The following is a 24,084-nucleotide window of genomic DNA, read 5'->3' on the forward strand; positions in this document are numbered from 1 at the left end:
CAGCCCGGGGCAGAGGCGCCCGGGGCGCACGAGGGGTTCCGCGCCCGAAGTCGACCTCGGCCGCGGGCAGGACGCGCACCCGGCGCCCCGGGAAGCGGAGGTTCCGGCAGATCTCGTTGTGGTGCGCCACGGACGCCTCCGGTGCGGCGGGCCGGACGGAGGCGGCGGACCGGCCGGAGGCGGCGGGCCGGCCGGAGGCGGCGGGCCGGCCGGAGGCGGCGGGCCGGCCGGACGTGGTGTGTCCGTCCGCGACGAGCACCACGTCGTACCCCCGGCTCAGCGCCTGCCGGGCCGTGGATTCGACGCAGATCTCGGTGGCGAACCCGGTGACGACGACCTCGGTCACTCCCCGGCCGCCCTGGCCCGCGCCTGGAGACCGGCGACGGACGCGACGGTGACGGACGCGCGGTGCGCGATCGCGACGAGGGTGTTCCGCACGTCGATGACGAGGAGCGCGGGGGTGGACGACGCCCCGGAAGCGCCGCCTCGCCGTCACAACCGGTGCCGCACCCACACGTTGGGCTCGACGTACACCGCGTACCCGTGGGCGAGCGCGCAGTGCACCGGGACGAGCGCGCCCGGCACCTCCACCGGACCGTCCGTGTCGAACGGCAGCCCGGTCCAGTCCCGCCACTGTGCCAGCGAACCGCTCACCGTCATCGACACGGTGGCGACCGAGTCCACTGTCCCGCCGGCCCGGGCGTGGACCCGCAGCCAGGGGTCCTCGGGCAGCCCGTCCTCGGGGCGGGTCAGCCGGGCGTACTCCTCCATCGGCAGGTCGGACCTGAGGTGCTTGCCGCTCGGCCGCACCGGGGCGACGACCTCCCGGAAGCCCTGCCGACGCGCGTTGTCCCGCATCGCGGCGAGCATCCGGCCGGATATCCCCTTTCCCTGATGGCCGGTGGCCACCGTGATCTCGATCGCGCCGACCGTGTCGGGCGTCCGCCCGCGCCGCAGGTCGGCGAAGGCCCACAGCAGCATCCGGTCCCAGCCGCCGACGGGCAGTTCACCGCGCCCGGGGGCGTCCAGCACGAAGGGCACGCTGTAGGCGCGGGCGACCACGACACCCTCGGGGTCGGTGGCGACCAGCACGTACTGGGGGAACTCGACGGCGATCCGGGCGAAGTTGGCCCAGCCGACGATGTCCTCCAGCACGAACTCCGGCCAGGTGTCCGGCATTCCGTCCAGGGCGCCGGCGAGCTCGGGACGCTCGGCGAGGGTGGTGATGTTCAGCTCCATACGCGTGACCCTAGGCACCCCGTACCGCTCCGACCAGCGAATATCGGCGCGGGGCCGCCGCGCTCCGGAGGGGCGGGCCGCTCCGGGCTACCCTCTCGCCGCATGACGACGACACCACCACCGGGCTCCCCTGCCCCCGTCCCCGTACATATCCGGCCCTGCCGCGCGGCGGACCTCGACGTGCTGGAGCGGCACATGCCCTCGCCCGGCCGGACCCGGCGGCACGCCGCCCGGTTCGAACGGCAGGAGCAGGGGCTCGCCACCTTCCTCACCGCCTGGGCCGACGACGACGCACCCGTCGGGACGGCGCAGATCCTGTGGCGGGGCTGCTCGGCCCCGGAGGTACAGGCCCGCTTCCCCGGCTGCCCCGAGTTGAACGGGCTCGGGATCTGGCCCCCGGAGCTGCGGTCCCGGGGGATCGGTACGGCGCTGATCCGGGCGGCGGAGGAACGGGTCCGGGCCGCCGGCCACCCCGTCATCGGCCTGGGCGTGGACGACGACAACGACCGGGCGGCCGCGCTCTATCTGCGGATCGGCTACCGGGAGACCGGCTGCCGCTACTTGGACCGGTACGCGTACGTCGACGACGACGGCGTCCGGCACGAGGTCGTGGACCCGGCCCGCTTCCTGGTCAAGGAGTTGGACGGGGGCGATCCGGGGCCGGTGTGATCCGACCGGAACCGTGAGGTGTGCATGCCGCGTCCCCACCCGTGACTTTCCACCCCGTGCGCCACCTGTGCGCCACCCGTCGAAGACCCGTCGAGGAGCAGAACCATGGCCCAGCCCGGCAGTACACCGAACCGCCCCCGGAGAGGCGCCGGATGCCTGCAGAGCCTGGTGGTGCTCGCGGTGATCCTCGGTCTGGGCTACGGGGCGTCCAAGATCTTCGGTGACGAGTCGTCGAAGTCGAAGGGGTCCTCGTCGTCCGCCTCGGACGGCAAGGGCGGATCGTGGGAGATCGGTGACTGCGGAGGCCCGGACCCGGAGAACAAGCCGGACGGCTACCGCGCCTTCGACTGCGACGACCAGGGCGCGACCTTCAAAGCCCTGAAGATCGAGGACGCGAGCTTCCTGCCCAACGCGATCCAGTGCCCGGCCGGAACGGACCTGATCATCCAGGTCTCCCGGGTCTTCGGCTCCGGCGACGGCAAGAAGGGCGGCGGCATCCCGACCAACACCGTCTGCGGCCGCAACCTGACGGGCGACCACCCCGGTGACGCGGGCGCCGGCGGCGGCCAGCTCGTCGAGGGCGACTGCATCTCGGCGACGGCCAAGGAGATCGCCTGCGCCTCGGCCGGGGCGAACGACTTCAAGGTCCTCGGCCTCGTCAAGGAGAAGACGGAGTGCCCGGCGGCGACCACGGAGCCGATGCAGCTGATGATGGCGATGGGCCGCCCGTACGACGTGATCTGCGGCGGCAAGGTCTGATCGGGCCCCCGGGCCCGGTCAGCCGCCGCACTGGGCGAGCATGGCCCGCTTGTCGGCCGTGGTGACCGGGAGTTCGTACTTCAGCGAGACCTGGGCGAACCGCACCGCGTACGAGCAGCGGATCGGCTTGTACGGCGGGAGCCAGGAGGCGGGGCCGGAGTCGCGCTTGGCGTTGTTGGCGGGGCCGTCCACCGGGAGGAGGTTGAGCGGGTCGTTGGCGATCTGCTCGCGCTTGGACTCGTTCCAGTGGGCGGCGCCCATCTGCCAGTCGTAGGACAGCGGCATCACATGGTCGATCTGCACCTTCGTCGCCCGCTGCTTGCGCCAGTCGATGGTCTCGCCGGTGTAGGGGTCCTGGAGCGTCATCGCCATGACGATGCAGTCGGATCCCGCCTTGTGCTCGATGTCCTTGCCGTCGCGGGCGAGCAGGTCGTTGCGGGTGTCGCAGCCGTTGCGGGCGAGCGGGATGCCGTCGACGCCGTCCTTCCAGGCGTAGCCGAACTTGTCCCGCTCGTAGCCGGTCTTCGGGCCGCGCCCCTTCGTGGCCACCTTCTCGATGAGCTGCCGGGCGGCGGCCCGGTCCGTGTCGCTGGTGAGGGGGGCCAGGCCCGGCTTCGTACCGTCCGGGTTGTCCAGCGGGCTGACGCCGAAGCCCTCGGCGGACTGCGCGCCGCCGTTGGTCCCGCCGCTCGTGCTGTCGCCGTCGGCCGCGAGGTCGTCGGGGCCGCAGCCGCTCGCCAGGGTGATCACGACAAGGGCGCCGAGGGCGGGCAGGGTCGCCGCTCGGTGCGTACGGCGGCGGGGCGTACGGGGAGCTATCACGGGAGAGCCGTCCTGACGGTGAGGAGACCGGACGCCGAGAATCCTAGGGGCGGCCGCGCGGTCTCCGGCCCACGGCTTCGCGACGCTGCTGCTCAGCGGCACGCTCGCGGACGCGATGGCGGGCCGGGACCCGGAGGAGGCGTTCGGTCGCTCGCCGCGTCGGTCTTCGCGGCCGGAGGACTGTCGCGCCGGAGGACGGGCACGGTCCACGCTGCCCCCATGGGCGTTTCCTGAGCGACGAACGAGGTCCCGCGCCGGGACCGGAAGCAGCCCGGCGTCGACCGCTGGGCCCCGTTCGTCTGCCCTCGCACGCCTCTCAGGAGACCCGGCCATGCCGCACACCCGGCCCGCCCACGCCCGTACCGCCGCCCCTACCGCTCCCGCTCCCCTGCCCGTCGACTGCCTGCCCCTGGACCGCCGCATCGAGCTGCTGCGCACGACGGCCGAGGCCGACCCCCGCGTGGAGGGCGTCCTGCTCTACGGCTCGTGGACGCTCGGCGAGGCCGACGCCCACTCGGACCTGGACGCCTGCCTGTACGTACGGGAGGAGGACGTCGACGCCTTCGACGGGCGGGAGTTCGTGGAGCGGCTGGCCCCGCTGAAGCTGGCGTACACCAACATGTACGGCATCCTCGCCGTGGTCTTCGACGACCTGATGCGCGGCGAGTTCCACGTCGAGCCCACCGGCGCCGGCATCGCCGAGATCGCCACCTGGCGCGACCAGGTCCACTTCCCCCGCGCCCACAACCTGCTGCACGCCGTGATCGCCCCGCTCCAGCTCAAGCTCTGCCGCCTGCTGCGCGGGTCGACCACCCACTGGCTCACCCCGAGCCGCGCCCTGGAGACGGACCTGCCGGTGGCGGACGTCGAGCGGTACGCCACGACCACCGGGCCCCTGACCCCGGAGGCGGTCCGCACGGCGGCCGCGAACAGCTGGGAGTGGAGCCGCGAGCCGGCGGCCGAGGCCGCGGACCGCTGGGGGACGCGACTGCCGCTGGGGCTGCACGAGGAGATCGCGGGGGCGTTGTCCCCGGCCGAGTGACATCTGCCGGGGCCGGGGATACAACCCCGGACGGATGCCGGGTGTCTCTCAAGCGCCGGGGGATGAGCCTCCGGCGCCTTTCCGTACGGAGATCGGGGATCAGGTGGGGAAGCAAGTCTGGAGAGCCGTCGTGGCCGGTGGTGCGGCGGCGGTGTTCACGGCCGTGGCCGCGGTGCCGGCCGGGGCGGCCGAGGGCGGGGCCTCGTTCAGCCGTGTCCAGGTGAACGGTGGCAAGCCGATCGTGATCGGAACGACGAACGAGGTGGCGGTACCGGCCTCCTTTCGGGTGCTGACCACGCGCGCGTGGAAGTGGGCGCCCCTGGTGTTCCTCTACCGCAACGGTGCGGATGACACGCTGTGGCACAACATCGGGACGAACGACTGCCCCAACCGGGTCGGCACCTGCGACATCGCCGAGACGATGTACTTCGACCCGAGCGAGTGGGACATGCGCAACAGCGAGGCCGGGGCCTGGAAGGTCGCGGGCGAGGTGCGCTTCAAGGACGGCAGCGAAGACATCGACGCCACGGGGCTGACGGTCCACGTCCAGCGCAACTCCCGTCTGACCGTCAACGCCTCGCCCGAACCGGCGGCCAAGGGCAGGACCATCACCGTGACCGGAAAGGTCACCCGGGCCAACTGGGAGACCAGGAAGTACGCCTCCTACGGCGGCCGCCACGTCAGCCTGCAGTTCAAGCCCTCCGGCTCCACCTCCTACACCACGGTGAAGAAGATCTACGCGGACGGCTCGGGCAACCTCAGGACGACCGTGAAGGCCTCCAAAACCGGTACGTGGCGCTGGGCGTACTACGGCAACACCACCACCGGGGCGTCGAAGTCGTCCGGGGACAAGGTCGTGGTGAAGTGACGCCCGCCGCGCCCACGGACCGGTGACGGCCGGGGAGTCCGGCCCGCCGAGCCGGGCGGTTGCCGCCGGGGAATGACAACGGCCTTGCTCCGCCCGGGCGTCGATGCGATCCGGTCGATGCCCGGGCCCCGCCGGGTGAGCAAACCCGGCGGGGCCCGATCGTTCGCACACCCCGGGGAGCGTAGGCGCCCCCGGGGTCCGGTCGCTCGCAGAGCTCCAGGGAGCTACGACCCCAGGATCGTCGTCAGGAACTCGCCCGTCCACGCCAGCAGTTCGCGGCCGATGACCGGCTTGCCGCCGATCTTGCCCGTTGTCGGGCGCGGGACCAGGATCTGGTGGGCGGCCGGCTTGATGACCGTCTTGGGGTGCAGGCGCTTCAGGCGCAGCTCCTGGGACTCCCGCAGCTCCACCGGGGCGAAGCGGATGTTGGAGCCCTGCAGGACGATCTCGCCCACTCCGCAGGCACGGGCCAGCATGCGCAGGCCCGCCACCAGGAGGAGGTTCTCGACCGGTTCGGGCAACGGGCCGTAGCGGTCGGTCAGTTCCTCGCGGACCGCCCGGATGTCGTCCTCGGAGGAGGCCGAGGCGATCGCGCGGTACGCCTGGAGGCGCAGGCGCTCGCCGGGGGCGTAGTCGTGCGGGACGTGCGCGTCGACCGGGAGCTCGATCTTGACCTCCAGCGGGGGCTCCTCCTCGACGCCGCCCTCCATCTGGGCCCGGTAGTCGGCGACGGCCTCGCCGACCATGCGGACGTACAGGTCGAAGCCGACGCCGGCGATGTGGCCGGACTGCTCGCCGCCGAGCAGATTGCCCGCGCCCCGGATCTCCAGGTCCTTCATCGCCACGTACATGCCCGCGCCCATCTCCGTGTGCTGGGCGATCGTCGCCAGGCGCTCGTGGGCCGTCTCGGTGAGGGGCTTCTCCGGGGGGTACAGGAAGTAGGCGTAGCCCCGGTCGCGGCCTCGGCCCACCCGGCCGCGCAGCTGGTGGAGCTGGGAGAGGCCGAAGTTGTCGCCGCGCTCCACGATCAGGGTGTTGGCGTTGGAGATGTCGATGCCGGACTCGACGATCGTCGTGGAGACCAGGACGTCGAACTTCTTCTCCCAGAAGTCCACCACGACCTGTTCCAGGGCCTGTTCGGACATCTGGCCGTGTGCCGTCGCGATGCGCGCCTCGGGGACGATCTCGCGGAGGCGGGCGGCCGCCCGGTCGATGGACTCGACCCGGTTGTGGATGTAGAAGACCTGGCCCTCGCGCAGCAGTTCACGGCGGATGGCCGCGCCGATCTGCTTCTCCTCGTAGGGGCCGACGAAGGTGAGCACCGGGTGGCGCTCCTCCGGCGGGGTGGTGATCGTGGACATCTCGCGGATGCCGGTGACCGCCATTTCGAGCGTACGGGGGATGGGGGTCGCGGACATGGTCAGGACGTCCACGTTGGCGCGGAGCTTCTTCAGCTGCTCCTTGTGCTCGACGCCGAACCGCTGCTCCTCGTCCACGATGACCAGGCCGAGGTCCTTGAACTTCGTCTCGGAGGAGAACAGGCGGTGCGTGCCGATGACCAGGTCGACCGAGCCGTCCTTCAGGCCTTCGAGGGTTGCTTTGGACTCCGTCTCCGACTGGAAGCGGCTCAGGGCCCTTACGTTGACCGGGAATTGGGAGTAGCGCTCGGTAAACGTGCCGTAGTGCTGCTGGACGAGGAGCGTGGTGGGGACCAGGACCGCCACCTGCTTGCCGTCCTGGACCGCCTTGAACGCCGCCCGGACCGCGATCTCCGTCTTGCCGTAGCCGACGTCGCCGCAGATCAGCCGGTCCATCGGGACCGTCTTCTCCATGTCCTCCTTGACCTCGGCGATCGTGGACAGCTGGTCGGGCGTCTCCGCGTACGGGAAGGCGTCCTCCAGCTCCCGCTGCCAGGGGGTGTCCGCGCCGAAGGCGTGGCCGGGGGCCGCCATGCGGGCGGAATAGAGCTTGATCAGGTCGGCGGCGATCTCCTTGACCGCCTTCTTCGCCCGCTGCTTCGTCTTCGTCCAGTCCGCGCCGCCGAGCCGGTGCAGCGTCGGGGCCTCCCCGCCGACGTACTTGGTGACCTGCTCCAGCTGGTCGGTCGGGATGTAGAGGCGGTCGCCGGGCTGGCCGCGCTTGGCCGGGGCGTATTCGACGAGCAGATACTCGCGGGTCGCGCCCTGGACCGTGCGCTGCACCATCTCCACGTACCGGCCGACGCCGTGCTGTTCGTGGACGATGTAGTCGCCGACCTCCAGCGTCAGCGGGTCGATCGTCTTCCTGCGGCGGGCCGGCATCCGGCCCAGGTCCTTGGTGGCCGTGCGCTGGCCGGTCAGATCGGTCTCGGTGAGCACCGCCAGCTTCAGCGCCGGGTCGACGAAGCCCTGCTCGATCGCCCCGCAGGAGACGTGGACGAGGGAGGGGGCGATCTCGGTGAGGTCCGCGTCGAGGCGGGCCGCGATGCCCTCGCCGCTCAGCACCTCGACCGTACGGGTGGCGAGCCCCTGGCCCTCCGTGACGTACACCGTGCGCCAGCCGTCGGCCAGCCAGCCCTTGGTGTCGGCGAGCGCCCGGGCGGTGTCGCCCCGGTACGCCTCGGGGGCGTGCATGGAAAGCTGGAGGGTGTCCTCGTCGTGGTCGGCGGCGTCGGCCGCGAACGGGGAGACCGACCACCACATCATGCCCAGCTCGCGGGCCCGGTCCCGGACGTCCGCGATGCCCCAGAGCGAGGCCGCGCCCACGTCGATCGGGGCCTCGCCGCCGCCCGCACTCGCCGCCCACGAGGCCTGGAGGAACTCCTGGCTGGTGGCGACCAGGTCGGCCGCCCGGGTCCGGACCCGCTCCGGGTCGCAGACGATCGCCATCGCGTCCTTCGGCAGGACGTCGAGCAACAGCTCCATGTCGTCGACGAGGACCGGGGCCAGCGATTCCATGCCCTCGACCGCGATGCCCTCCGCGATCTTGCCGAGCAGCTCGCCCAGCTCCGGGTGGGCCTCGGCGAGGGCCGCGGCCCGCTCGCGGACCTGGTCGGTCAGCAGCAGCTCGCGGCAGGGCGGGGCCCACAGCCCGTGCGCCGCGACCTCCAGCGACCGCTGGTCGGCGATCTTGAAGTAGCGGATCTCCTCGACCTCGTCGCCCCAGAACTCCACTCGGAGGGGGTGCTCCTCGGTCGGCGGGAAGACGTCCAGGATCCCGCCGCGTACGGCGAACTCGCCGCGCTTCTCAACCAGTTCCACCCGGGAGTACGCGGCGGCCGCCAGCGCGTCCACCACCTCCCCCAGGTCCGCGCTCTGCCCGCCCGCAAGGCTCACCGGCTCCAGATCGCCGAGCCCCTTGACCTGCGGCTGGAGCACCGAGCGGATCGGGGCGACGACGACGGAGACCGGGCCGGTCTCCGGGTCGTCCTCGCGGGGGTGCGCCAGGCGGCGCAGCACGGCGAGGCGGCGGCCCACGGTGTCGGAGCGGGGCGAGAGCCGCTCATGGGGCAAGGTCTCCCAGGACGGGAACTCCGCGACCGTGTCCGGCGGCAGCAGCGTACGCAGGGCCGCGGCCAGGTCCTCGGCCTCGCGGCCCGTGGCGGTGACGGCCAGGACGGTCCGGCCGGTCTGCCGGGCCAGCGCGGCCACGGCGAACGGGCGCGCGCCGGGCGGGCCCACCAGGTCGACATGGGCCCGGTGCCCGTCTCCGGCGGCCTTCACCGCCTCGGCGAGCGCCGGGTCCGTAGCGACGACATCCAGCAGACCGTGCAGGCTCATGAAGTTTCCGTCCGGGATCAGATCAGCGGTGGCTCGGACGTTGCCGGCAGCCGGCTGCTGGCCGGGCAACGCGAAGGGCCCGACACGTGGGACGCGCCGGGGGTTCCAGGTTACGACCCGGGGGTGACAGCCGCTCCCGCAACCGGCCGAGAGGCGCCGGCCGTCCGTCCCGTCGTGCCGGGCCCGCCGCCCGTCGTGCCCGCCCCGCCGCTCGTCGACGGTCGCGCACCGTTCATCTCCGTATCGCACACAGTTGCGCCGGGGCCCCTCACAGGAACGGGCCCAGCGTCTAGTCTTTGCCCGACCGTTACACGGACTCGGACGGCGGAGCGAGCAGCGGCCGGGCGGGCGGGCGGCGCGGGGTGACCCCCCTCGGTGCACGGCCCCGCGGCATCAGGCATCGGGGGCGTACGTGGGCGAGAACGAGATGTCTGTCTTCGGGGTCCCGGAGGCCGAGGAAGAGATCTACCGGTACTTCCTGCGCAACCCCGGAACACGCGCCGACGACCTCCGTCCCCTGCCGCACTCCCGGCCCGGCGAGGCCCGCGCCCGGATCGCCCGGCTCCAGGAGCTGGGGCTGCTGCACGCCGAGGACGCGGAGGGGCGGATCTTCCCCGTGGACCCCGAATCGGCGATCACCCGACTGGTGGACGTACGGCTGGCGGCGCTCCACCGGGAGCTGCGTCGCGTCACCCGATCGCGGCACGTCATTGATGGTCTACGCGCGGAGCTCGGCGGTGCGAGGAGCGGCGCGGGCACGGCCGCACCGCGCCCCTCCGGTATCGAGCGGCGGGTGCTCGTGTCGATGTGCACGGTGGGCAAGGACGAGGCTGGTGCGCGGGAGCTGGGGGTGTCGGTGCGGACCTACCGGCGGCATGTCGCCGATCTGATCCAGACGCTCGGCGCGGCCAGCCGGGCCCAGGCCGCGTTACTGGCCCGCGAACGAGGCTGGATCTGAGACCCGGCGGGGCAGCCCGATGCGGCCGGAACCGAGGCCCGGCGGGGCAGCCGGCGCGGCCGGAACCGAGGCCCGGGAAAGGCTCGGCCCCGGGACGTTTGGAGGAACGTCCCGGGGCCTGCCGGTCATCCTACGGTGACGCCCTCGGGCTCACCCCCGCCGGGCGGTTGCGTGCTCACCCGTCTGTCGCGATGGCGTTCAGGACGTTCATCCGGCCCGCCCGGAAGGCCGGGACGAGGGCGGCGAACAGTCCGACCAGGGCGGAGCAGGCGAAGACCGTGAGGATCGTCGGCCACGGGATGTCCAGGACCTCAAGGCCCTCCAGCGCCAGCAGCTTCTGGGCCGCGGTGCCCCAGCCCATCCCGAGTCCGAGTCCGAGCAGCGCACCGAAGAGGGCGATGACCACGGACTCCAGCCGGATCATGCGGCGCAGCTGGCGGCGGGAGAGCCCGATGGCGCGCATCAGGCCGATCTCACGGGTCCGTTCGACGACGGACAGGGCGAGGGTGTTCACCACACCGAGCACCGCGACGATGATCGCCAGGGCGAGCAGGCCGTACACGATGTTCAGCAGCTGGCCGATCTGGTCCTTCAGCTGCTCCTTGAAGTCGGCCTGGTTCTGGACCTGGTAGACCGGGTACTCGGCGATGGCGCTCTTGAGCGCCGCGTACGCCTCCTTCTCCTTGCCCTCCTCGGCCTTGGCGAACATGACCACGTTCTGCGGCATCCGGTCGGCCGGGACGTAGGACGCCGCCGTGGTGAGGTTGGTGTACATCGCGCCGCGGTCGATGTTGGTGTCGTCGGAGGTGATGGCCGCGACCTTGAGCTTCGCGGTCTCGCCCGCCTTGAAGGCGACGGTCATCGTGTCGCCGACCTTGATCCCGTGCCGCTCGGCGTACGCGTCGCCGACGGACATGGCGTTCTTCCCGTACGCCTTCGCGAGGTCACCGGAGACGACCGTGCGGCGGACGTCCTGCTGGTACGTCGGGTCGGCGGCGACGAGCCCCTCGTCCTCCGTCTTACCGTTCGGGGCGGTGATCTTCGCCTTGACGAAGGTGTAGTCGGTCATGTGCTCCAGGCCGGGGACGGCGCGCACGGCGTCGGCGGCCTGGGGCACGATCGGGCGGCCGGTGCTGCCGTCCTGGACGATGAAGTCCGCGCCGACCGACTTGTCGAGCTCCTCGGTGGCCGAGGCCACCATGGAGGACCCGACGACGGAGAGGCAGGCCACCAGGGCGAGCCCGATCATCAGGGCGGCGCCGGTCGCCCCCGTACGCCGGGGGTTGCGCAGGGCGTTGCGCTCGGCCAGCCGGCCGACCGGGCCGAAGAGCCGCAGGACGACGACGCTCAGCCCGCGCACCACGACGCCCGCCAGGAGCGGGCCGATCACGATGAAGCCGATGAGGGTCAGCAGCACGCCGAGGGCGAGGAACAGGGAGCCCTCGGTGGCCTTGTCCGCCTGGGTCGTCGCCCACAGGGCCGCGCCGCCCGCCGCCGTCAGGAAGAGACCGATACCGGCCCTGATCCAGCCGGAGCGGCCGTCGGCGGGGGTCCCGGCGTCGCGCAGGGCGGCCATCGGGGAGACCTTGCCGGCCCGGCGGGCCGGGATGTACGCGGCGAGGACGGTGACGACGACACCGAGCACGAGGCCGATCGTCGGGGTCGTCCAGGCGACGGTGAGGTCTTCGGTGGACAGCGTCATCCCGACGGCGCTCATCATCTTCATCAGCCCGACGGCGAGGCCGACGCCGGCCGCGACGCCGAGCACGGAGCCGACGATGCCGAGGAGGACGGCCTCCAGGAGCACGGACCGGTTGACCTGCTTGCGGCTGGAGCCGATGGCCCGCATCAGGCCGATCTCGCGGGTGCGCTGGGCGACCAGCATGGAGAAGGTGTTGACGATCAGGAAGATGCCGACGAGGAAGGCGATTCCGGCGAAGCCGAGCATCGCGTACTTCATGACGTCCAGGAAGGCGCCCATGTCGTCCTTGTTGGCGTCGGCGGCCTCCTGCTGGGTCTGGAGCTTGTACCCGGTGGTGCCGTCGAGGGCGGCGGCCACGTTCTTCTTGAGCTGGGTGTCGCTGACGCCGCTCTCGGCCGTCACGAGGATCTGGGTGAAGACGTCCGGGGCGCCCAGCAGGTGCTTCTGCGCGGTGGCGGTGTCGAGGTAGACGACGGCCGCGCCCGGGTTGGTGACGGTGAAGGACGCGATGCCGCTGATCTTCGCCTTGAGGTCACCGGTGGCGGCGATGGTGCGCAGCTCGTCGCCGATCGTGAGCTTGTGCTTCTTCGCCGTGTCGGCGTCGACCATCACCTCGGTGGGACCGCGGGGTGCGTGCCCGGAGGTGATCTCCATCGAACGCAGGTCGTTCTTGGTCCAGTTGCTCGCGATGGTGGGGGCGCCGGTGTCGGAGCCCATGTTCTTGTTGTCGCTGTTGACGACGGTGACCGCCATGGAGAAGGCGGAGCCCTCGGCCCGCGCCACCCCGTCGGCCTTCTCGACCTGCTGGACCACGGAGGCGGGCAGCGAGGCGGGCTTGCCGCTGTCGGGCTGCTCGTCGTCGCTCTCCGCGCTCTTCGGGCTGACGGTGACGTCGGGCGAGGAGATGGTGAAGAGCTTGTCGAACGTGGTGTTCATCGTGTCGGTGAAGACGAGCGTCCCGCAGACGAACGCCACGGACAGCAGCACCGCCACGGCGGAGAGGGCCATCCGGCCCTTGTGCGCGAAGAAGTTGCGCACGGAGGTCTTCCAGACAGTCATGACGTCCGCCCGCGTGCGTCGAAGTGCTTCATGCGGTCGAGGACCTGCTCGGCGGTCGGGTTCAGCATCTCGTCGACGATGGAACCGTCGGCGAGATACAGCACCCGGTCCGCGTAGGAGGCGGCCACGGGGTCGTGGGTGACCATGACGATGGTCTGGCCCAGCTCGTCGACCGACCTGCGGAGGAAGGAGAGGACCTCGGCCCCGGCGCGGGAGTCCAGGTTTCCGGTGGGCTCGTCACCGAAGATGATCTCCGGCCGGGCGGCGAGCGCCCGGGCGACGGCGACGCGCTGCTGCTGGCCGCCGGAGAGCTGGGTGGGGCGGTGCTTGAGGCGCTCGGCGAGCCCGACGGTCTCCACGACCTGCTGGAGCCAGGCGGCGTCGGGCTTGCGGCCGGCGATGTCCATCGGCAGCGTGATGTTCTCGATCGCGTTGAGCGTCGGGAGCAGGTTGAACGCCTGGAAGATGAACCCGATCCGGTCGCGCCGGAGTTGGGTGAGCTTCTTGTCCTTCAGCTTGGTGATCTCGGTCTCGTCGAGGAAGATCTCGCCCGACGTGACCGTGTCGAGCCCGGCCAGGCAGTGCATCAGGGTCGACTTGCCGGAGCCGGACGGGCCCATGATCGCCGTGAACTGCCCGCGGGCGATGTCCACGTCGACGTGGTCGAGCGCGACGACCCGGGTCTCGCCGGTGCCGTAGGCCTTCACGACCTGCCGCGCCCGTGCCGCAACGGCCGTACGCCCTCCAGTGCCCCCGTGCCTGGGAATGGTCACAGCCGTTGTCACGGTTTTTCTCCTATGTCGGTCGATGACTGGACGTCGCTGAGTACGTTCCGATTCTGTGTTCCGGACCGCCCCCGGCGCGATGGTGCTCAGCGCAGTCTTCAGGTGGGGTTTTCCCCACCCACCCCCCTGCGGTGAGCCGTAGCGGCGACGTAAGAAGAGGTTAAGGAGAAGGCCCCCGCCACCACGTCCTCCGCCGGGAGGAACGGGCCCTGGCCACTATGAGGGGGCGCCCCCTAGGGGAACTCGTCCCTCTGGCGGAGAAGGGTCAGGGGCTCCCCCTCGGCGCCCCATCGATGAGACAGTGCCACCGGAGATACGTGCATAGGGAAGGAATCCGGTGAGCGGCACGGACGGCGAGAGCGACGCGAACACGGGCGACACGGAGGCGGGCGGCACGGGCCGGGACGGCGGCACGAGCCGGGACGGCCGCGACGGTACGGGCCGGGGCGACGGGAGTTCAGGCGGCACGGACCCGAACGGCGACGGCGGCTCCCGCGGCACCGTCCGCGGCCGGGGCGACGAGACCGCGGCGCCGGCCGCCGTCACCACCCCCCGGGGCCGCCGCCCCGTCGTGGCGGCGCTCATGCTCGGCATGGCGCTGGCCGCCATCGACGGCACCATCGTCTCCACCGCCGTCCCCCAGATCGTCGGCGACCTCGGCGGGCTCACGGTCTTCTCCTGGCTCTTCTCCGGCTATCTGCTGGCCGTCACCGTCACGCTCCCCCTGTACGGGAAGCTCTCCGACACCTTCGGCCGCAAGCCGGTCCTGATCGCCGGGATCATCCTGTTCCTGGTCGGCTCGGTCCTCTGCGCGGCCGCGTGGAACATGGCCGCGCTCATCGCCTTCCGCATCGTCCAGGGGCTGGGCGGCGGTGCGCTCCAGGGCACGGTGCAGACCATCGCGGCCGACCTCTACCCGCTCAAGGAACGCCCGCGCATCCAGGCGAAGTTGTCCACGGTGTGGGCCACGTCGGCGGTGGCGGGGCCGGTCGTCGGCGGGCTGCTCGCCGGGTACGCCGACTGGCGGTGGATCTTCCTGATCAACCTCCCGGTGGGGGCCGTGGCCCTCTGGCTGGTCGTCCGCCATCTCCACGAGCCCTCCCGGCCCCGGCCCGCCGCCCGGCCCCGCGTCGACTGGGCGGGCGCGCTCGCCGTCTTCGCGACCGGCACCCTGCTGCTCACCGCGCTCGTACAGGGCGGGGTGGCCTGGCCCTGGCTCTCGGCGCCCTCGCTCGGCCTGTTCGGGGCGAGCGCGGCGCTGGCCGCGCTGACCGTCGTCATCGAACGGCGGGCGGCGGAGCCGATCATTCCGGGCTGGGTGTGGCGACGGCGCACCATCGCCTCCGTCAACCTGGCGCTCGGCGCGATGGGCCTGCTGATGGTCGCGCCGACCGTCTTCCTGCCCACGTACGCCCAGTCGGTGCTGGGTCTCGGCCCGATAGCCGCCGGGTTCGTGCTCTCGGTGATGACGCTGAGCTGGCCGGTGTCGGCGGCCCTGTCCGACCGGGTCTACAACCGCATCGGCTTCCGGCGGACCGCGATGATCGGCATGAGCGCGGCGCTGCTGGTCCTGCTGGCCTTCCCCCTCCTCCCCTACCCCGGCGAGCCCTGGCATCCGGCCCTCCTGATGCTGCTGCTCGGCGCGGCCCTCGGCCTGTTCCAACTGCCGCTGATCGTGGGCGTGCAGTCGACGGTCGGCTGGGCGGAGCGCGGTACGACGACGGCATCGGTCCTCTTCTGCCGCCAGGTCGGCCAGAGCATCGGCGCGGCGCTCTTCGGGGCCGTCGCCAACGGCGTCCTGGCCGCCCGCCTCCTCGACGCCCCGGTGGACGGCCTCCCCGGCGACCTGGACGCGGTGACCCGCGCGCTGGAGGACCCGGGCGCGTTCTCGGCGGCGGCGACGGACCACGTGCGCCGGGCGGTGGACGCGGCGGTGGACTACGTCTACGTCGGGGCGGCCGGGGCCGCGGCCCTGGCCCTGCTCGCCCTGATCATCCTCGCCCCCCGCCGCTTCCCGGTCATCACCGAGGTGGCGGACGTGCCCGAGACCGCCGGGGCGCAGGGCCGGCAGGGCGCCGCTTCGTAGCGGGACGAGCCCCCCGCTTGATAGGCAAGTCACCACTTGCCTATCGTGGAGTCATGGCGGACGATGTCTTCAAGGCCCTGGCCGACCCGACCCGGCGGCGCATCCTCGACGAGCTGACCGACCGGAACGGTCAGACGCTGTTCGAGATATGCGGACGGCTGGTGACCAGACACGGCCTCGGCCTGTCCCGGCAGGCGGTCAGCCAGCACCTGGCCGTCCTGGAGTCGGCGGGCCTGGTCATCACGCGCCGCGAGGGCCGGTACAAGTTCCACGACCTCGACACCGAACCTCTTGAGCACATCGTCGGGCGATGGCTCGGACCGAAGACACCGCGGACCCCGCAAACCCCGGAGGGCACCCCATGAGGATCAACCTGACCAGCGTCTTCGTCGACGACCAGGAGAAGGCCCAGCGCTTCTACACGGACGTCCTCGGTTTCGTGAAGAAGCACGACGTCCCGCTCGGCGGCGAGGACCGCTGGCTGACCGTGGTCTCGCCGGAGGACCCCGACGGCACCGAACTCCTCCTGGAGCCGGACAAGCACCCGGCCGTGAAGCCGTACACGACGGCTCTGGTCGAGGACGGCATCCCGGCCGCCGCCTTCGCCGTGGACGACGTACGGGCGGAGTTCGACCGGCTCAGCAAGCTCGGCGTCCGCTTCACCCAGGAGCCTACGGAGATGGGCCCCGTCACCACCGCCGTCCTGGACGACACCTGCGGCAACCTCATCCAGATCATGCACAACGGCGGCTGATGCCGCCGCCCGCGGGCGGCGGCAGCCGAAATCGGTTCGCGTGGTGCGGGCGCCCTCCGGCACGCTGCCCCCATGGATCACGCGGAATTGCTGCTCATCGGCGGACGGGCCGGCGTCGGGAAGACGACGGTGGGGTGGGAGGTTTCGGCGCTGCTGCGCGCCGAGGCCGTCGCTCACACGGTCATCGACGGCGACTTCATGGGGCAGGTTCACCCGGCTCCGGACGGAGACCCCCGCCGCGCGAAGATCACCGAGAGCAATCTGACGGCCGTGTGGGCGAACTACGCCCGGCTCGGCCACCGGCGCCTGATCTACACGAACACCATGAGCGTGCTGCCGGAGACGACGGGCATGTTCGAACGTGCCATGGGGGCAGGAGTGGGGATCGTACGGGTCCTGCTCACCGCCTCCGACGCCACCGCCCGCGAGCGGCTGACCGGACGCGAACTCGGCTCGGAGCTGGAGCACGAGTTGCGGGCCAGTCTCCGGAAGGCACGGCTTCTCGACCAGCATGCCCATGGGGACACCGTGCGCGTCGCGACGGACGGACGGCTCGTCGCCGACATCGCACGGGAGGTGGTCGACGCCACCGGCTGGACCGGGCCCCGGCCCGTCGGCGGTTCCTGATCGTCATCCGTGCGCCCGGCCCCCACCGGCGGGCGGGGCCGCCGCCACCTCCGCCCACACGGTCTTCCCGATCGGGTTCCGGGGCTCCCACCCCCACTTCGTCGCCAGGCACTCCACCAGAAACAGGCCGCGCCCCGACTCCTCGTCCTCCGGGGCAAGCGTCGCCTGCTCGGGGGTCCGGCCGAGCAGGGCGTCCGAGACCTCGATACGGAAGCGGCTCGCCGGACCCTCGTAGTCCACCCGGACATGGAAGTTCCGCCCCCGCAGCCGCCCGTGGCACACCGCGTTGGCCGCCAGCTCCGCCACCACGAGGGCGACCGAGCACGACGCGTCCGTCATCGGCCCGAACCCCCACTGCCCCAACTGCCGCACCACCGTGCGACGGGCGAGCCGCGCCCCCCTGGGCGTCGGGGGGAACTGCCGCGACAGGCTCCCGTAACCGTTGGCCGTCAGCCCGAAGCCGCGCGGGTGGGGTGGGGCATCTTCCCGTGCGCCGGCCTGCGCCGCCGCGGTCGTCCTCTTGCCGGTCATGCTGACCATCCGCTCGCTCGACTCTTCTCACGTCACCCACACGTGCGAGTTCCGTGACGTTCCGTGCTCAAGAGTCGGCGGCGCGGCCTAGCCTCGGAAGGTGACAGCGCCTTACCGCGCAGGCCGTAAGGAACGGAAGTATCGCCATGGCCAAAGCAATTGACCCGCAGGCTTCCATGGCCGCGCTCTTCGGATCGCGCCTGCGCAAGCTCCGCGTCGCGGCCGGACTCACCCAGGCCGAAGTGGGCGCGCTCGCCCACGTGGTCAGCAGCCGGATCGCCCAACTGGAGCGCGCGACCGGTGCGAAGCCCACGCTGGAGCTGACCCGGGTCCTGGACAAGGAGCTGGTGGCGGACGAGTTACTGGTCGACCTCTGGCCGTACGTGTACCGGGAGGCGTATCCGGACTGGTCGCAGGCGTTCATCGCGTACTCCGCCCGGGCGACGGTGATCCGTGAGTATTCCTCCCATGCCGTGCCGGGCCTGCTGCAAACCCCGGAATACGCGCGGGCCCTGCTGAGCATGGGCCACTCGCTGCGCGACGCCGAGCACCTGGAGGAGCGCGTCGCGGCCCGGCTCGACCGCCAGGTGCGGCTGACCGGCCCGGACCGGCCGGAATTGTGGATCGTTCTCGACGAGGCCGTGCTCCGGCGCCCGGTCGGTGGAGCGGCGGTGATGCGCGGCCAGTCGGAGAAGCTGCTCAGGATGGCGGAGGAGCCCAACGTCACCCTTCAGGTGCTGCCGTTCGACCAAGGCGCGCACGGTGCGCTGCCCGGGTCCCTCACCGTCCTGGTGATGCCGGACGGCACGAAGATCGCCTACACGGAAGGGGCACACCACGGCCGGCTCACCGAGGAACCGGACGAGGTCGAACAGTTCGATCTGACTTACGATCAACTCAGGGCGATGGCACTACCACCACAGATGTCGCTCGACCTGATCCGATCCGTGCTGGAGGTTGATTACCGTGCAGGGAGTATCCCGTCCCGATCTGACCGCCGCCGCCTGGCGCAGCAGCAGCTACAGCAACGAGGAGGGCGGCAACTGCGTGCAGGTGGCGGACGGATTCCCCGGCGTCGTCCCCGTCCGTGACAGCAAGAACCCCACCGGCCCCGGCCTCGTCGTCCCCGCCGCCGCATGGAGCGCGTTCATCGCCGGGGTCGCCGCCCGCTGACGCGGTGCGCCGCGCCCCCCGCGCGCTTCGACACCACTCGGTTTACTGGTGTCACTGAGCATTTACCGACGCGATACCGGATCTACCGGCACCACAGCCTCGCCCGATATGATCCGGCGAGGCTTTCCGGATTGGCCGAAAAGAATTCCTCGGGCCCGGAACGTCCTCCCTTCGCGGCGTACGTGACGCATATGCCCCGACCATTCCCCCGGGGCCCATTCCCGTCCGGTGCCGGTCAGTGCCGTGCACCGCCGCGCGAATACCACAACCCTCATGTTCGGCTGGCTCCTTCGCGACAAAATCACTCTGCCTACGGACTATGCCGTTCACCGGATCAACCGCCGCACAAGCATGTCTACGATGTGGTCGAACCCTGACAGGAAAGGCTGCTTCCGCTTTTCTCCGATTCGCCAGGTGATCTGCACCATCCCGGAGCGGCCGCACACCTTCCGCTCGGTAGAACTGAGGGACCGCATCCATGCCAGAACCCGTACCAGCCAGTCAGCGGCGGAGGCCGACGAAGGCGCCCGGGACGGCGAGAGCGCCGCTTGTGGCCGTGCTGTCCGTGCTCGCCGTCGCCGGAGCCGTGGCCGTGGTCCTGGCTCCGTCCGGGGCGCGCGGCTGGGCGGTGGCGGTGGTGGTCACCGGCTGGGTCGTCCTGGCCGCCGCCCTCTCCGTCGCGCACACCCTCGCCGTCCGGGCCCAGCGGGCGGCCTCGGCCCGGACCGCCGAGGCCGAACGGCTCAAGACCTCGCTGACCGCGCTCGAAGCGGACACCGCCCACACCGCCGACGTGGCGCTCCCCGCACTGCTCCGTCTCGTACGCGGCGGAGTACCGGCCGCCGAAGCCCTCGGCCGGATCCCGCTGCCGCGCGGGCAGCGCCAGCGGAAGCTGCTGCACGCCCTCGCGGCCACCGTCGAGGGACAGGAGCAGCAGACCGCTGCCCTGCGCACCGAGAGCACGCGGATCCACGACGAGCTGGGCAGGGAGAACGCCCGGCTCCGCGACGAACTGCACGCCCTGACCTCCGAGGTGGAACGCTTCACCCACGAGACCCTGCCGGGTGTGGCCGCCCGGCTCCGTGAGGGCGAGTCCGGCGCCACGGTGCAGTCCGAGGCGTACCTCCCGGAACAGCCCCTGCTGCGCGCCTCCGTCGAGGCCGTCCTCCGGGAGCTCGCGCTCAGCGAACGCCGCGCCCTCGCCGCGCAGACCGCGTCCGCCAAGGCGCTCAGCCGCGTCCAGGCGAAGTCCGTCAGCATGCTCGCCGATCTGCGCAGCATGCAGGAACGTCACAGCGAAGAGGTGTTCGGCGATCTGCTGAAGCTGGACCACAGCACCTCTCAGCTCGGCCTGATGACCGACCGCCTGGCCCTGCTGATGGGTGGCCGGCCCAGCCGCGCCTGGAACAGGCCGATCGTCATGGAGAGCATCCTGCGCGGCGCGGTCGGCCGGATCGCCGCCTATCAGCGGGTCCGGCTGCACTGCTCGTCGAACGTCGCCGTCTCCGGCTTCGCCGCCGAAGGCGTGATGCACCTGCTCGCCGAACTGATGGACAACGCGGCCAATTTCTCGCCGCCCATCGACGAGGTGCACGTCTATGTCGAGGAGCGTGGCACCGGCATCGTCGTCACCATCGAGGACAGCGGCCTGAAGATGGCCGACGCGGCGATGCGGCGCGCCGCGGACGCCGTCGCCGGGCGGACGACCGACCTCGCGGCCCTCCAGGGCACACGCCTCGGTCTCGCCGTGGTGGGGCGGCTGGCGCTCAAGCACCGGATCAGCGTCAACTACCGGCCGTCCTCCCGCGGTGGCACCGGCGTCGTCGTCCTGCTGCCGAGGCATCTGATCGCGCAGGAGTCCCGCGAGAGCCATGCGGTCGCCCCGGGCCTCCGGGAAGCCGCCGCCCCGACCGCGGCTGCCCCTGCCTCCGCGCCCGCCCCTGCCTCCGCGCCTGCGCCGGCCCCTGCCCCTGCCCCTGCCCCTGAGCCCGAGCCCACGGCCGCGCCCGCACTCGCGCTCGCGCCGGAACCCGTGTCGCCCGCACCCGCGCCCGTAACGCCGCCCCCGACGCCCGCACCGGCGACGCCCTCCCTCCCCGAAGCCCCCGCACCGGCTCCCCCGGCCCCCGACCCCCTCGTCGTCCGTTCCCGGGAGCCCGAGCAGCCCGCGGCCCGCCCGGCGGCCCCCGCCTCCACCCCCGGTGGTCTGCCCGTCCGCACGCCCGGCCGCACCATGGGCGAGGCGGAGCGCGAGCGGGGCCGTCACCGTGGGGCGCCCGCGCCGGCCTCCTCGGCGAACCCGCGGGGCGACACGCCACGGGCCACCCCGCCCCGCACCGCGGGCCAGCAGTTCGGCGCCTTCCAGCGCGGCCGGCGGCCCCAGGGCCACACGGCGGCGGAGCAGCCGGACCCCGGGACCGTACCGCCGCCGTCCGCCGCGCCGTAGCCAGGAACGCCATCCGCAGGGTGTCCGGGGCCACCGGACGCGCTCGCCCGAACATCCGAGATTGGAGGTACGGGCCGTAGGCCGGTTCCCCGGCGCCACGGTCCCGTCACTCATCATGCAGACAACGGACAACAGCCTCACCTGGCTCCTGCAGAGGCTGCTGGAGCAGACCCCCGGCACACGGCACGCCCTGGCCCTGTCCCGCGACGGGCTCAAGCTCTGCTGGAGCGAGCACCTCACCCTTGACCAGGCCGACCAGCTGGCGGCCATCTGCTCGGGCATGCAGGCGCTGGCGCAGGGCGCCTCCATCGAGTTCGGCGACGGTTCCGGCGGCGTACGCCACTCGATGACCGAGTTCCACGGTGGCCTGCTCTTCATCGTCGAGGCCGGTGAGGGCGCGCACCTGGCCGTCGTCGCCACCGAGGAGGCCGACCCCAGCATCGTGGGCAACCAGATGACGCAGATGGTCGAACAGATCGGCGAACACCTGCGCGCCGCACCACGCGGCACCGTGCCGGGGAGTACCTCGTGATCCGGCGCCCCGTCGACACCGGAGCCCCCGACCGGCTCTACACGGTCACCGGCGGACGCAGCCGCGCCGCGGACTCGTTCGACCTGGTGACCCTGGTGGTCAGCGAGAGCCGGCCGACCCCCGGCATGCAGTCCGAGCACGCGCGGATCCTCGAACTGTGCAGCCACCCGACCGCCGTCGTCGAGATCGCCGCCGAACTCTCCCTCCCCGTCACCGTGGTCCGCATCCTGCTGGACGACCTCCACGTCATGGGCCGGATCACCGCCCGCCACCCCCGCGTGTCCGCCTCGCGGGCCGAACTCCCCGACTCCGAACTGCTGAAGGAGGTGCTCCATGGTCTCCGGAAGCTGTGAGCTGCCCGCCCAGCGCACCCCGCTGGCCGACGCGGCCGAGACCGGCCTGAAGATAGTCGTCGTCGGAGGGTTCGGCGTCGGCAAGACCACGCTCGTCCGCTCGGTGAGCGAGATCCGGCCGCTGAACACCGAAGAGGTCATGACCCAGGCCGGTGTCGGCGTCGACGAGACGAGCGGCGTCGATGCCAAGACGACCACCACGGTCGCCTTCGACTTCGGCCGCATCAGCCTCAACGAACGCATCGTGCTGTACCTGTTCGGCGCCCCGGGACAGGAGCGTTTCTGGTTCCTGTGGGACCGGCTGTTCTCCGGCACGCTCGGCGCGGTCGTCCTCGTGGACACCCGCCGGATGGACGACTCCTGGTACGCGATCGACCGGCTGGAACACCACGGCACCCCGTTCGTGGTGGCGGTCAACCGGTTCGACGACGACGTCGCCCACCCCCTCGAAGAGATCCGTCAGGCCCTGGCCCTGCCCGAGCACGTCCCGATGATCGACTGCGACGCCCGGGTCCGGGCGTCCAGCAAGAACGTCCTGATCACGCTCGTCGACCATCTGCGCACGATGGCCATCGCCCGGGAGACGACACCATGACCACCTCCAGCCCGTCCTCCAGCCCGTCCTCCGATCCTCCCTTCGGCTCTCCGTACGCCCCGGACGCCACCGCCGCCTCCGGCTGCCCGGTCGCCCCCGGTGCCGTACGCCTGTCCGGGGCCGCCTACCAGCAGACGCCCACCGAGCTCTACCGCTCGCTGCGGCGGAAGCACGGCGCGGTGGCGCCGGTCCTGCTCGACGGTGACGTACCGGCCTGGCTGGTCCTCGGCTACGCCGAACTCTCCTACGTCACCACGCACGACGAGCTGTTCGCCCGGGACTCGCGCCGCTGGAACCAGTGGGACAGCATTCCGCCGGACTGGCCGCTCCTGCCGTTCGTCGGCTACCAGCCGTCGGTGCTCTTCACCGAGGGCGACGAGCACCGGCGCCGGGCCGGTGTCATCACCGAGGCGCTGGAGGGCGTCGACCAGTTCGAGCTGGCCCGGGACTGCCGGCGCATCGCCGAGCGGCTCATCGCGGACTTCGCCGGAAGCGGCCGGACGGAGCTGATGAGTACCTACGTCCACGCGCTGCCGATGCGGGCCGTGGTCCAGATGTGCGGGATGCCGGTCTCGGGCTCGGACACCCAGCAGTTGGTGGACGACCTGCGCATCTCGCTCGACGCCGGCGAGGGGGACGACCCGGTGGCGGCCTACGGGCGCGTCGGCGACCGGCTGCGCCAACTGGTCAAGGACAAGCGGGCGGCGCCCGGACCCGATGTCACCTCCCGCATGGTGACGCACGGGGCGGGGCTCACCGACGAGGAGATCGTCCAGGACCTGATCTCGGTGATCGCCGCCGCCCAGCAGCCCACCGCCAACTGGATCTGCAACACGCTGCGGCTGCTGCTGACGGACGAACGCTTCGCGGTGAACGTCTCCGGCGGCAGGCTCAGCGTCGGCGAGGCCCTCAACGAGGTGCTGTGGCTGGACACCCCGACGCAGAACTTCATCGGCCGCTGGGCCGTACGGGACACCCAGCTCGGCGGCCGGCACATCCGGGCGGGCGACTGCCTGGTCCTGGGGATCGCCGCGGCCAACACCGACCCGGAGATCTGGCCGGAGGCGTACGTCGGGGCCGAGAACTCCGCGCACCTCTCGTTCAGCGGCGGCGAGCACCGCTGCCCCTACCCCGCGCCGCTGCTGGCCGACGTGATGGCCCGTACGGCGGTGGAGACACTGCTGGAACAGCTGCCGGACCTGATGCTGGCGGTCGAACCGGCGGAGCTGTCCTGGCGGCCCTCGATCTGGATGCGCGGGCTGTCGGCGCTGCCGGTCCGGTTCAGCCCGATGGCTCAGTAGCGGGCGGCCGTAGCGAGAGGGCGCA

At 71.8% G+C, this 24,084-nt stretch carries 22 protein-coding genes and 1 pseudogene; 16 read left to right on the top strand and 7 right to left on the bottom strand.

Annotation, left to right across the window (positions count from 1 at the left end; genetic code table 11):
• Window positions 1–31 precede the first annotated feature (31 nt).
• Both CCZ36_RS36510 and CCZ36_RS12625 read right to left on the bottom strand, forming a co-directional pair.
• Window positions 32–444 (bottom strand): annotated as a pseudogene (locus tag CCZ36_RS36510) (isochorismatase family protein); the annotation flags it as partial.
• Window positions 445–492: 48 nt separating this feature from the next.
• Window positions 493–1,239, bottom strand: a complete 747-nt coding sequence (locus CCZ36_RS12625) for a GNAT family N-acetyltransferase (protein ID WP_069740524.1) — start codon at window positions 1,237–1,239, stop codon at window positions 493–495.
• 102 nt (window positions 1,240–1,341) lie between these two features.
• Here CCZ36_RS12625 and CCZ36_RS12630 point away from each other — a divergent pair, with 102 nt between their 5' ends.
• Both CCZ36_RS12630 and CCZ36_RS12635 read left to right on the top strand, forming a co-directional pair.
• Window positions 1,342–1,908, top strand: a complete 567-nt coding sequence (locus tag CCZ36_RS12630) for a GNAT family N-acetyltransferase (protein ID WP_128817670.1) — start codon at window positions 1,342–1,344, stop codon at window positions 1,906–1,908.
• A 105-nt stretch (window positions 1,909–2,013) separates the two neighbouring features.
• Window positions 2,014–2,667, top strand: coding sequence for a hypothetical protein (locus CCZ36_RS12635; RefSeq protein WP_128817671.1), 654 nt, complete (start codon window positions 2,014–2,016; stop codon window positions 2,665–2,667).
• Window positions 2,668–2,685: 18 nt separating this feature from the next.
• On the opposite strand, the gene CCZ36_RS12640 is transcribed toward CCZ36_RS12635, so the two are convergent.
• Window positions 2,686–3,489, bottom strand: a complete 804-nt coding sequence (locus CCZ36_RS12640; RefSeq protein WP_069740522.1) for an HNH endonuclease family protein — start codon at window positions 3,487–3,489, stop codon at window positions 2,686–2,688.
• Window positions 3,490–3,820: 331 nt separating this feature from the next.
• Between CCZ36_RS12640 and CCZ36_RS12650 the strand changes: the two genes are divergently transcribed.
• Both CCZ36_RS12650 and CCZ36_RS12660 read left to right on the top strand, forming a co-directional pair.
• A complete protein-coding gene (locus tag CCZ36_RS12650; RefSeq protein ID WP_237302646.1) occupies window positions 3,821–4,531 on the top strand; it encodes a nucleotidyltransferase domain-containing protein in 711 nt (236 codons plus the stop codon).
• A gap of 103 nt (window positions 4,532–4,634) precedes the next feature.
• Window positions 4,635–5,399, top strand: a complete 765-nt coding sequence (locus CCZ36_RS12660; protein WP_164873498.1) for a hypothetical protein — start codon at window positions 4,635–4,637, stop codon at window positions 5,397–5,399.
• 224 nt (window positions 5,400–5,623) lie between these two features.
• On the opposite strand, the gene mfd is transcribed toward CCZ36_RS12660, so the two are convergent.
• Window positions 5,624–9,157 carry a transcription-repair coupling factor gene (gene mfd, locus CCZ36_RS12665; protein ID WP_128817673.1) on the bottom strand — a complete coding sequence of 1,178 codons (3,534 nt, stop codon included), beginning with the start codon at window positions 9,155–9,157 and terminating at the stop codon, window positions 5,624–5,626.
• 412 nt (window positions 9,158–9,569) lie between these two features.
• Between mfd and CCZ36_RS12670 the strand changes: the two genes are divergently transcribed.
• Window positions 9,570–10,115: a helix-turn-helix transcriptional regulator gene (locus tag CCZ36_RS12670; RefSeq protein WP_069740519.1), complete on the top strand. Its 546-nt coding sequence runs from the start codon at window positions 9,570–9,572 to the stop codon at window positions 10,113–10,115.
• Between the two features lie 175 nt (window positions 10,116–10,290).
• Here the strand turns inward: CCZ36_RS12670 and CCZ36_RS12675 are convergent, their stop codons facing one another.
• Window positions 10,291–12,876 (bottom strand): ABC transporter permease, encoded by a 2,586-nt coding sequence (locus CCZ36_RS12675; protein ID WP_128817674.1) that lies wholly within the window; start codon window positions 12,874–12,876, stop codon window positions 10,291–10,293.
• On the bottom strand, window positions 12,873–13,661 hold the full coding sequence (locus CCZ36_RS12680; RefSeq protein WP_032781529.1) for an ABC transporter ATP-binding protein: 789 nt from the start codon (window positions 13,659–13,661) through the stop codon (window positions 12,873–12,875). The genes CCZ36_RS12675 and CCZ36_RS12680 overlap by 4 nt, the downstream gene beginning before the upstream one ends.
• 337 nt (window positions 13,662–13,998) lie before the next feature.
• Here CCZ36_RS12680 and CCZ36_RS12685 point away from each other — a divergent pair, with 337 nt between their 5' ends.
• The 4 genes from CCZ36_RS12685 to CCZ36_RS12700 all read left to right on the top strand — a co-directional run bounded on the left by CCZ36_RS12685 (window position 13,999) and on the right by CCZ36_RS12700 (window position 17,128).
• Entirely contained in the window at window positions 13,999–15,747 is a 1,749-nt protein-coding gene (locus tag CCZ36_RS12685) for an MFS transporter (RefSeq protein WP_443069806.1), read from the top strand.
• 53 nt (window positions 15,748–15,800) lie between these two features.
• On the top strand, window positions 15,801–16,112 hold the full coding sequence (locus tag CCZ36_RS12690) for an ArsR/SmtB family transcription factor (RefSeq protein ID WP_069740664.1): 312 nt from the start codon (window positions 15,801–15,803) through the stop codon (window positions 16,110–16,112).
• The gene (locus CCZ36_RS12695) at window positions 16,109–16,501 is read left to right on the top strand and encodes a VOC family protein (RefSeq protein ID WP_069740665.1); all 393 of its coding nucleotides are present in this window, start codon (window positions 16,109–16,111) and stop codon (window positions 16,499–16,501) included. The genes CCZ36_RS12690 and CCZ36_RS12695 overlap by 4 nt, the downstream gene beginning before the upstream one ends.
• 72 nt (window positions 16,502–16,573) lie before the next feature.
• Window positions 16,574–17,128: an AAA family ATPase gene (locus CCZ36_RS12700; RefSeq protein ID WP_206515726.1), complete on the top strand. Its 555-nt coding sequence runs from the start codon at window positions 16,574–16,576 to the stop codon at window positions 17,126–17,128.
• A 3-nt stretch (window positions 17,129–17,131) separates the two neighbouring features.
• Here the strand turns inward: CCZ36_RS12700 and CCZ36_RS12705 are convergent, their stop codons facing one another.
• Complete coding sequence (locus CCZ36_RS12705) at window positions 17,132–17,668, bottom strand: ATP-binding protein (protein WP_069740667.1); 537 nt, start codon at window positions 17,666–17,668, stop codon at window positions 17,132–17,134.
• 167 nt (window positions 17,669–17,835) lie between these two features.
• Between CCZ36_RS12705 and CCZ36_RS12710 the strand changes: the two genes are divergently transcribed.
• The 7 genes from CCZ36_RS12710 to CCZ36_RS12740 all read left to right on the top strand — a co-directional run bounded on the left by CCZ36_RS12710 (window position 17,836) and on the right by CCZ36_RS12740 (window position 24,059).
• Window positions 17,836–18,750, top strand: coding sequence for a helix-turn-helix domain-containing protein (locus CCZ36_RS12710; RefSeq protein WP_128817675.1), 915 nt, complete (start codon window positions 17,836–17,838; stop codon window positions 18,748–18,750).
• Window positions 18,707–18,832, top strand: coding sequence for a DUF397 domain-containing protein (locus CCZ36_RS34750; RefSeq protein WP_164873499.1), 126 nt, complete (start codon window positions 18,707–18,709; stop codon window positions 18,830–18,832). Before CCZ36_RS12710 ends, CCZ36_RS34750 begins: the two co-directional genes overlap by 44 nt.
• A 478-nt stretch (window positions 18,833–19,310) precedes the next feature.
• Window positions 19,311–21,278, top strand: a complete 1,968-nt coding sequence (locus CCZ36_RS12720) for an ATP-binding protein (protein WP_237302647.1) — start codon at window positions 19,311–19,313, stop codon at window positions 21,276–21,278.
• A gap of 115 nt (window positions 21,279–21,393) precedes the next feature.
• Complete coding sequence (locus tag CCZ36_RS12725; protein ID WP_069744710.1) at window positions 21,394–21,810, top strand: roadblock/LC7 domain-containing protein; 417 nt, start codon at window positions 21,394–21,396, stop codon at window positions 21,808–21,810.
• Window positions 21,807–22,163 carry a DUF742 domain-containing protein gene (locus CCZ36_RS12730; RefSeq protein WP_069740652.1) on the top strand — a complete coding sequence of 119 codons (357 nt, stop codon included), beginning with the start codon at window positions 21,807–21,809 and terminating at the stop codon, window positions 22,161–22,163. Before CCZ36_RS12725 ends, CCZ36_RS12730 begins: the two co-directional genes overlap by 4 nt.
• The gene (locus tag CCZ36_RS12735) at window positions 22,144–22,758 is read left to right on the top strand and encodes a GTP-binding protein (RefSeq protein WP_069740653.1); all 615 of its coding nucleotides are present in this window, start codon (window positions 22,144–22,146) and stop codon (window positions 22,756–22,758) included. The genes CCZ36_RS12730 and CCZ36_RS12735 overlap by 20 nt, the downstream gene beginning before the upstream one ends.
• A complete protein-coding gene (locus CCZ36_RS12740) occupies window positions 22,755–24,059 on the top strand; it encodes a cytochrome P450 (RefSeq protein WP_128817678.1) in 1,305 nt (434 codons plus the stop codon). Before CCZ36_RS12735 ends, CCZ36_RS12740 begins: the two co-directional genes overlap by 4 nt.
• Window positions 24,060–24,084 lie beyond the last annotated feature (25 nt).

It is taken from the genome of Streptomyces sp. S063, from assembly GCF_002832675.1.
Classification (GTDB): Bacteria; Actinomycetota; Actinomycetes; order Streptomycetales; family Streptomycetaceae; genus Streptomyces; species Streptomyces sindenensis.

What these genes read in the sequence shown, in the direction of transcription:
- CCZ36_RS12625 (WP_069740524.1), bottom strand. Translation starts at nt 1,239, where the DNA reads ATGGAGCTGAACATCACCACCCTCGCCGAGCGTCCCGAGCTCGCCGGC.
- CCZ36_RS12630 (WP_128817670.1), top strand. Translation starts at nt 1,342, where the DNA reads ATGACGACGACACCACCACCGGGCTCCCCTGCCCCCGTCCCCGTACAT.
- CCZ36_RS12635 (WP_128817671.1), top strand. Translation starts at nt 2,014, where the DNA reads ATGGCCCAGCCCGGCAGTACACCGAACCGCCCCCGGAGAGGCGCCGGA.
- CCZ36_RS12650 (WP_237302646.1), top strand. Translation starts at nt 3,821, where the DNA reads ATGCCGCACACCCGGCCCGCCCACGCCCGTACCGCCGCCCCTACCGCT.
- mfd (WP_128817673.1), bottom strand. Translation starts at nt 9,157, where the DNA reads ATGAGCCTGCACGGTCTGCTGGATGTCGTCGCTACGGACCCGGCGCTC.
- CCZ36_RS12675 (WP_128817674.1), bottom strand. Translation starts at nt 12,876, where the DNA reads ATGACTGTCTGGAAGACCTCCGTGCGCAACTTCTTCGCGCACAAGGGC.
- CCZ36_RS12690 (WP_069740664.1), top strand. Translation starts at nt 15,801, where the DNA reads ATGGCGGACGATGTCTTCAAGGCCCTGGCCGACCCGACCCGGCGGCGC.
- CCZ36_RS12695 (WP_069740665.1), top strand. Translation starts at nt 16,109, where the DNA reads ATGAGGATCAACCTGACCAGCGTCTTCGTCGACGACCAGGAGAAGGCC.
- CCZ36_RS12700 (WP_206515726.1), top strand. Translation starts at nt 16,574, where the DNA reads ATGGATCACGCGGAATTGCTGCTCATCGGCGGACGGGCCGGCGTCGGG.
- CCZ36_RS12705 (WP_069740667.1), bottom strand. Translation starts at nt 17,668, where the DNA reads ATGGTCAGCATGACCGGCAAGAGGACGACCGCGGCGGCGCAGGCCGGC.
- CCZ36_RS12710 (WP_128817675.1), top strand. Translation starts at nt 17,836, where the DNA reads ATGGCCGCGCTCTTCGGATCGCGCCTGCGCAAGCTCCGCGTCGCGGCC.
- CCZ36_RS12720 (WP_237302647.1), top strand. Translation starts at nt 19,311, where the DNA reads ATGCCAGAACCCGTACCAGCCAGTCAGCGGCGGAGGCCGACGAAGGCG.
- CCZ36_RS12725 (WP_069744710.1), top strand. Translation starts at nt 21,394, where the DNA reads ATGCAGACAACGGACAACAGCCTCACCTGGCTCCTGCAGAGGCTGCTG.
- CCZ36_RS12735 (WP_069740653.1), top strand. Translation starts at nt 22,144, where the DNA reads ATGGTCTCCGGAAGCTGTGAGCTGCCCGCCCAGCGCACCCCGCTGGCC.
- CCZ36_RS12740 (WP_128817678.1), top strand. Translation starts at nt 22,755, where the DNA reads ATGACCACCTCCAGCCCGTCCTCCAGCCCGTCCTCCGATCCTCCCTTC.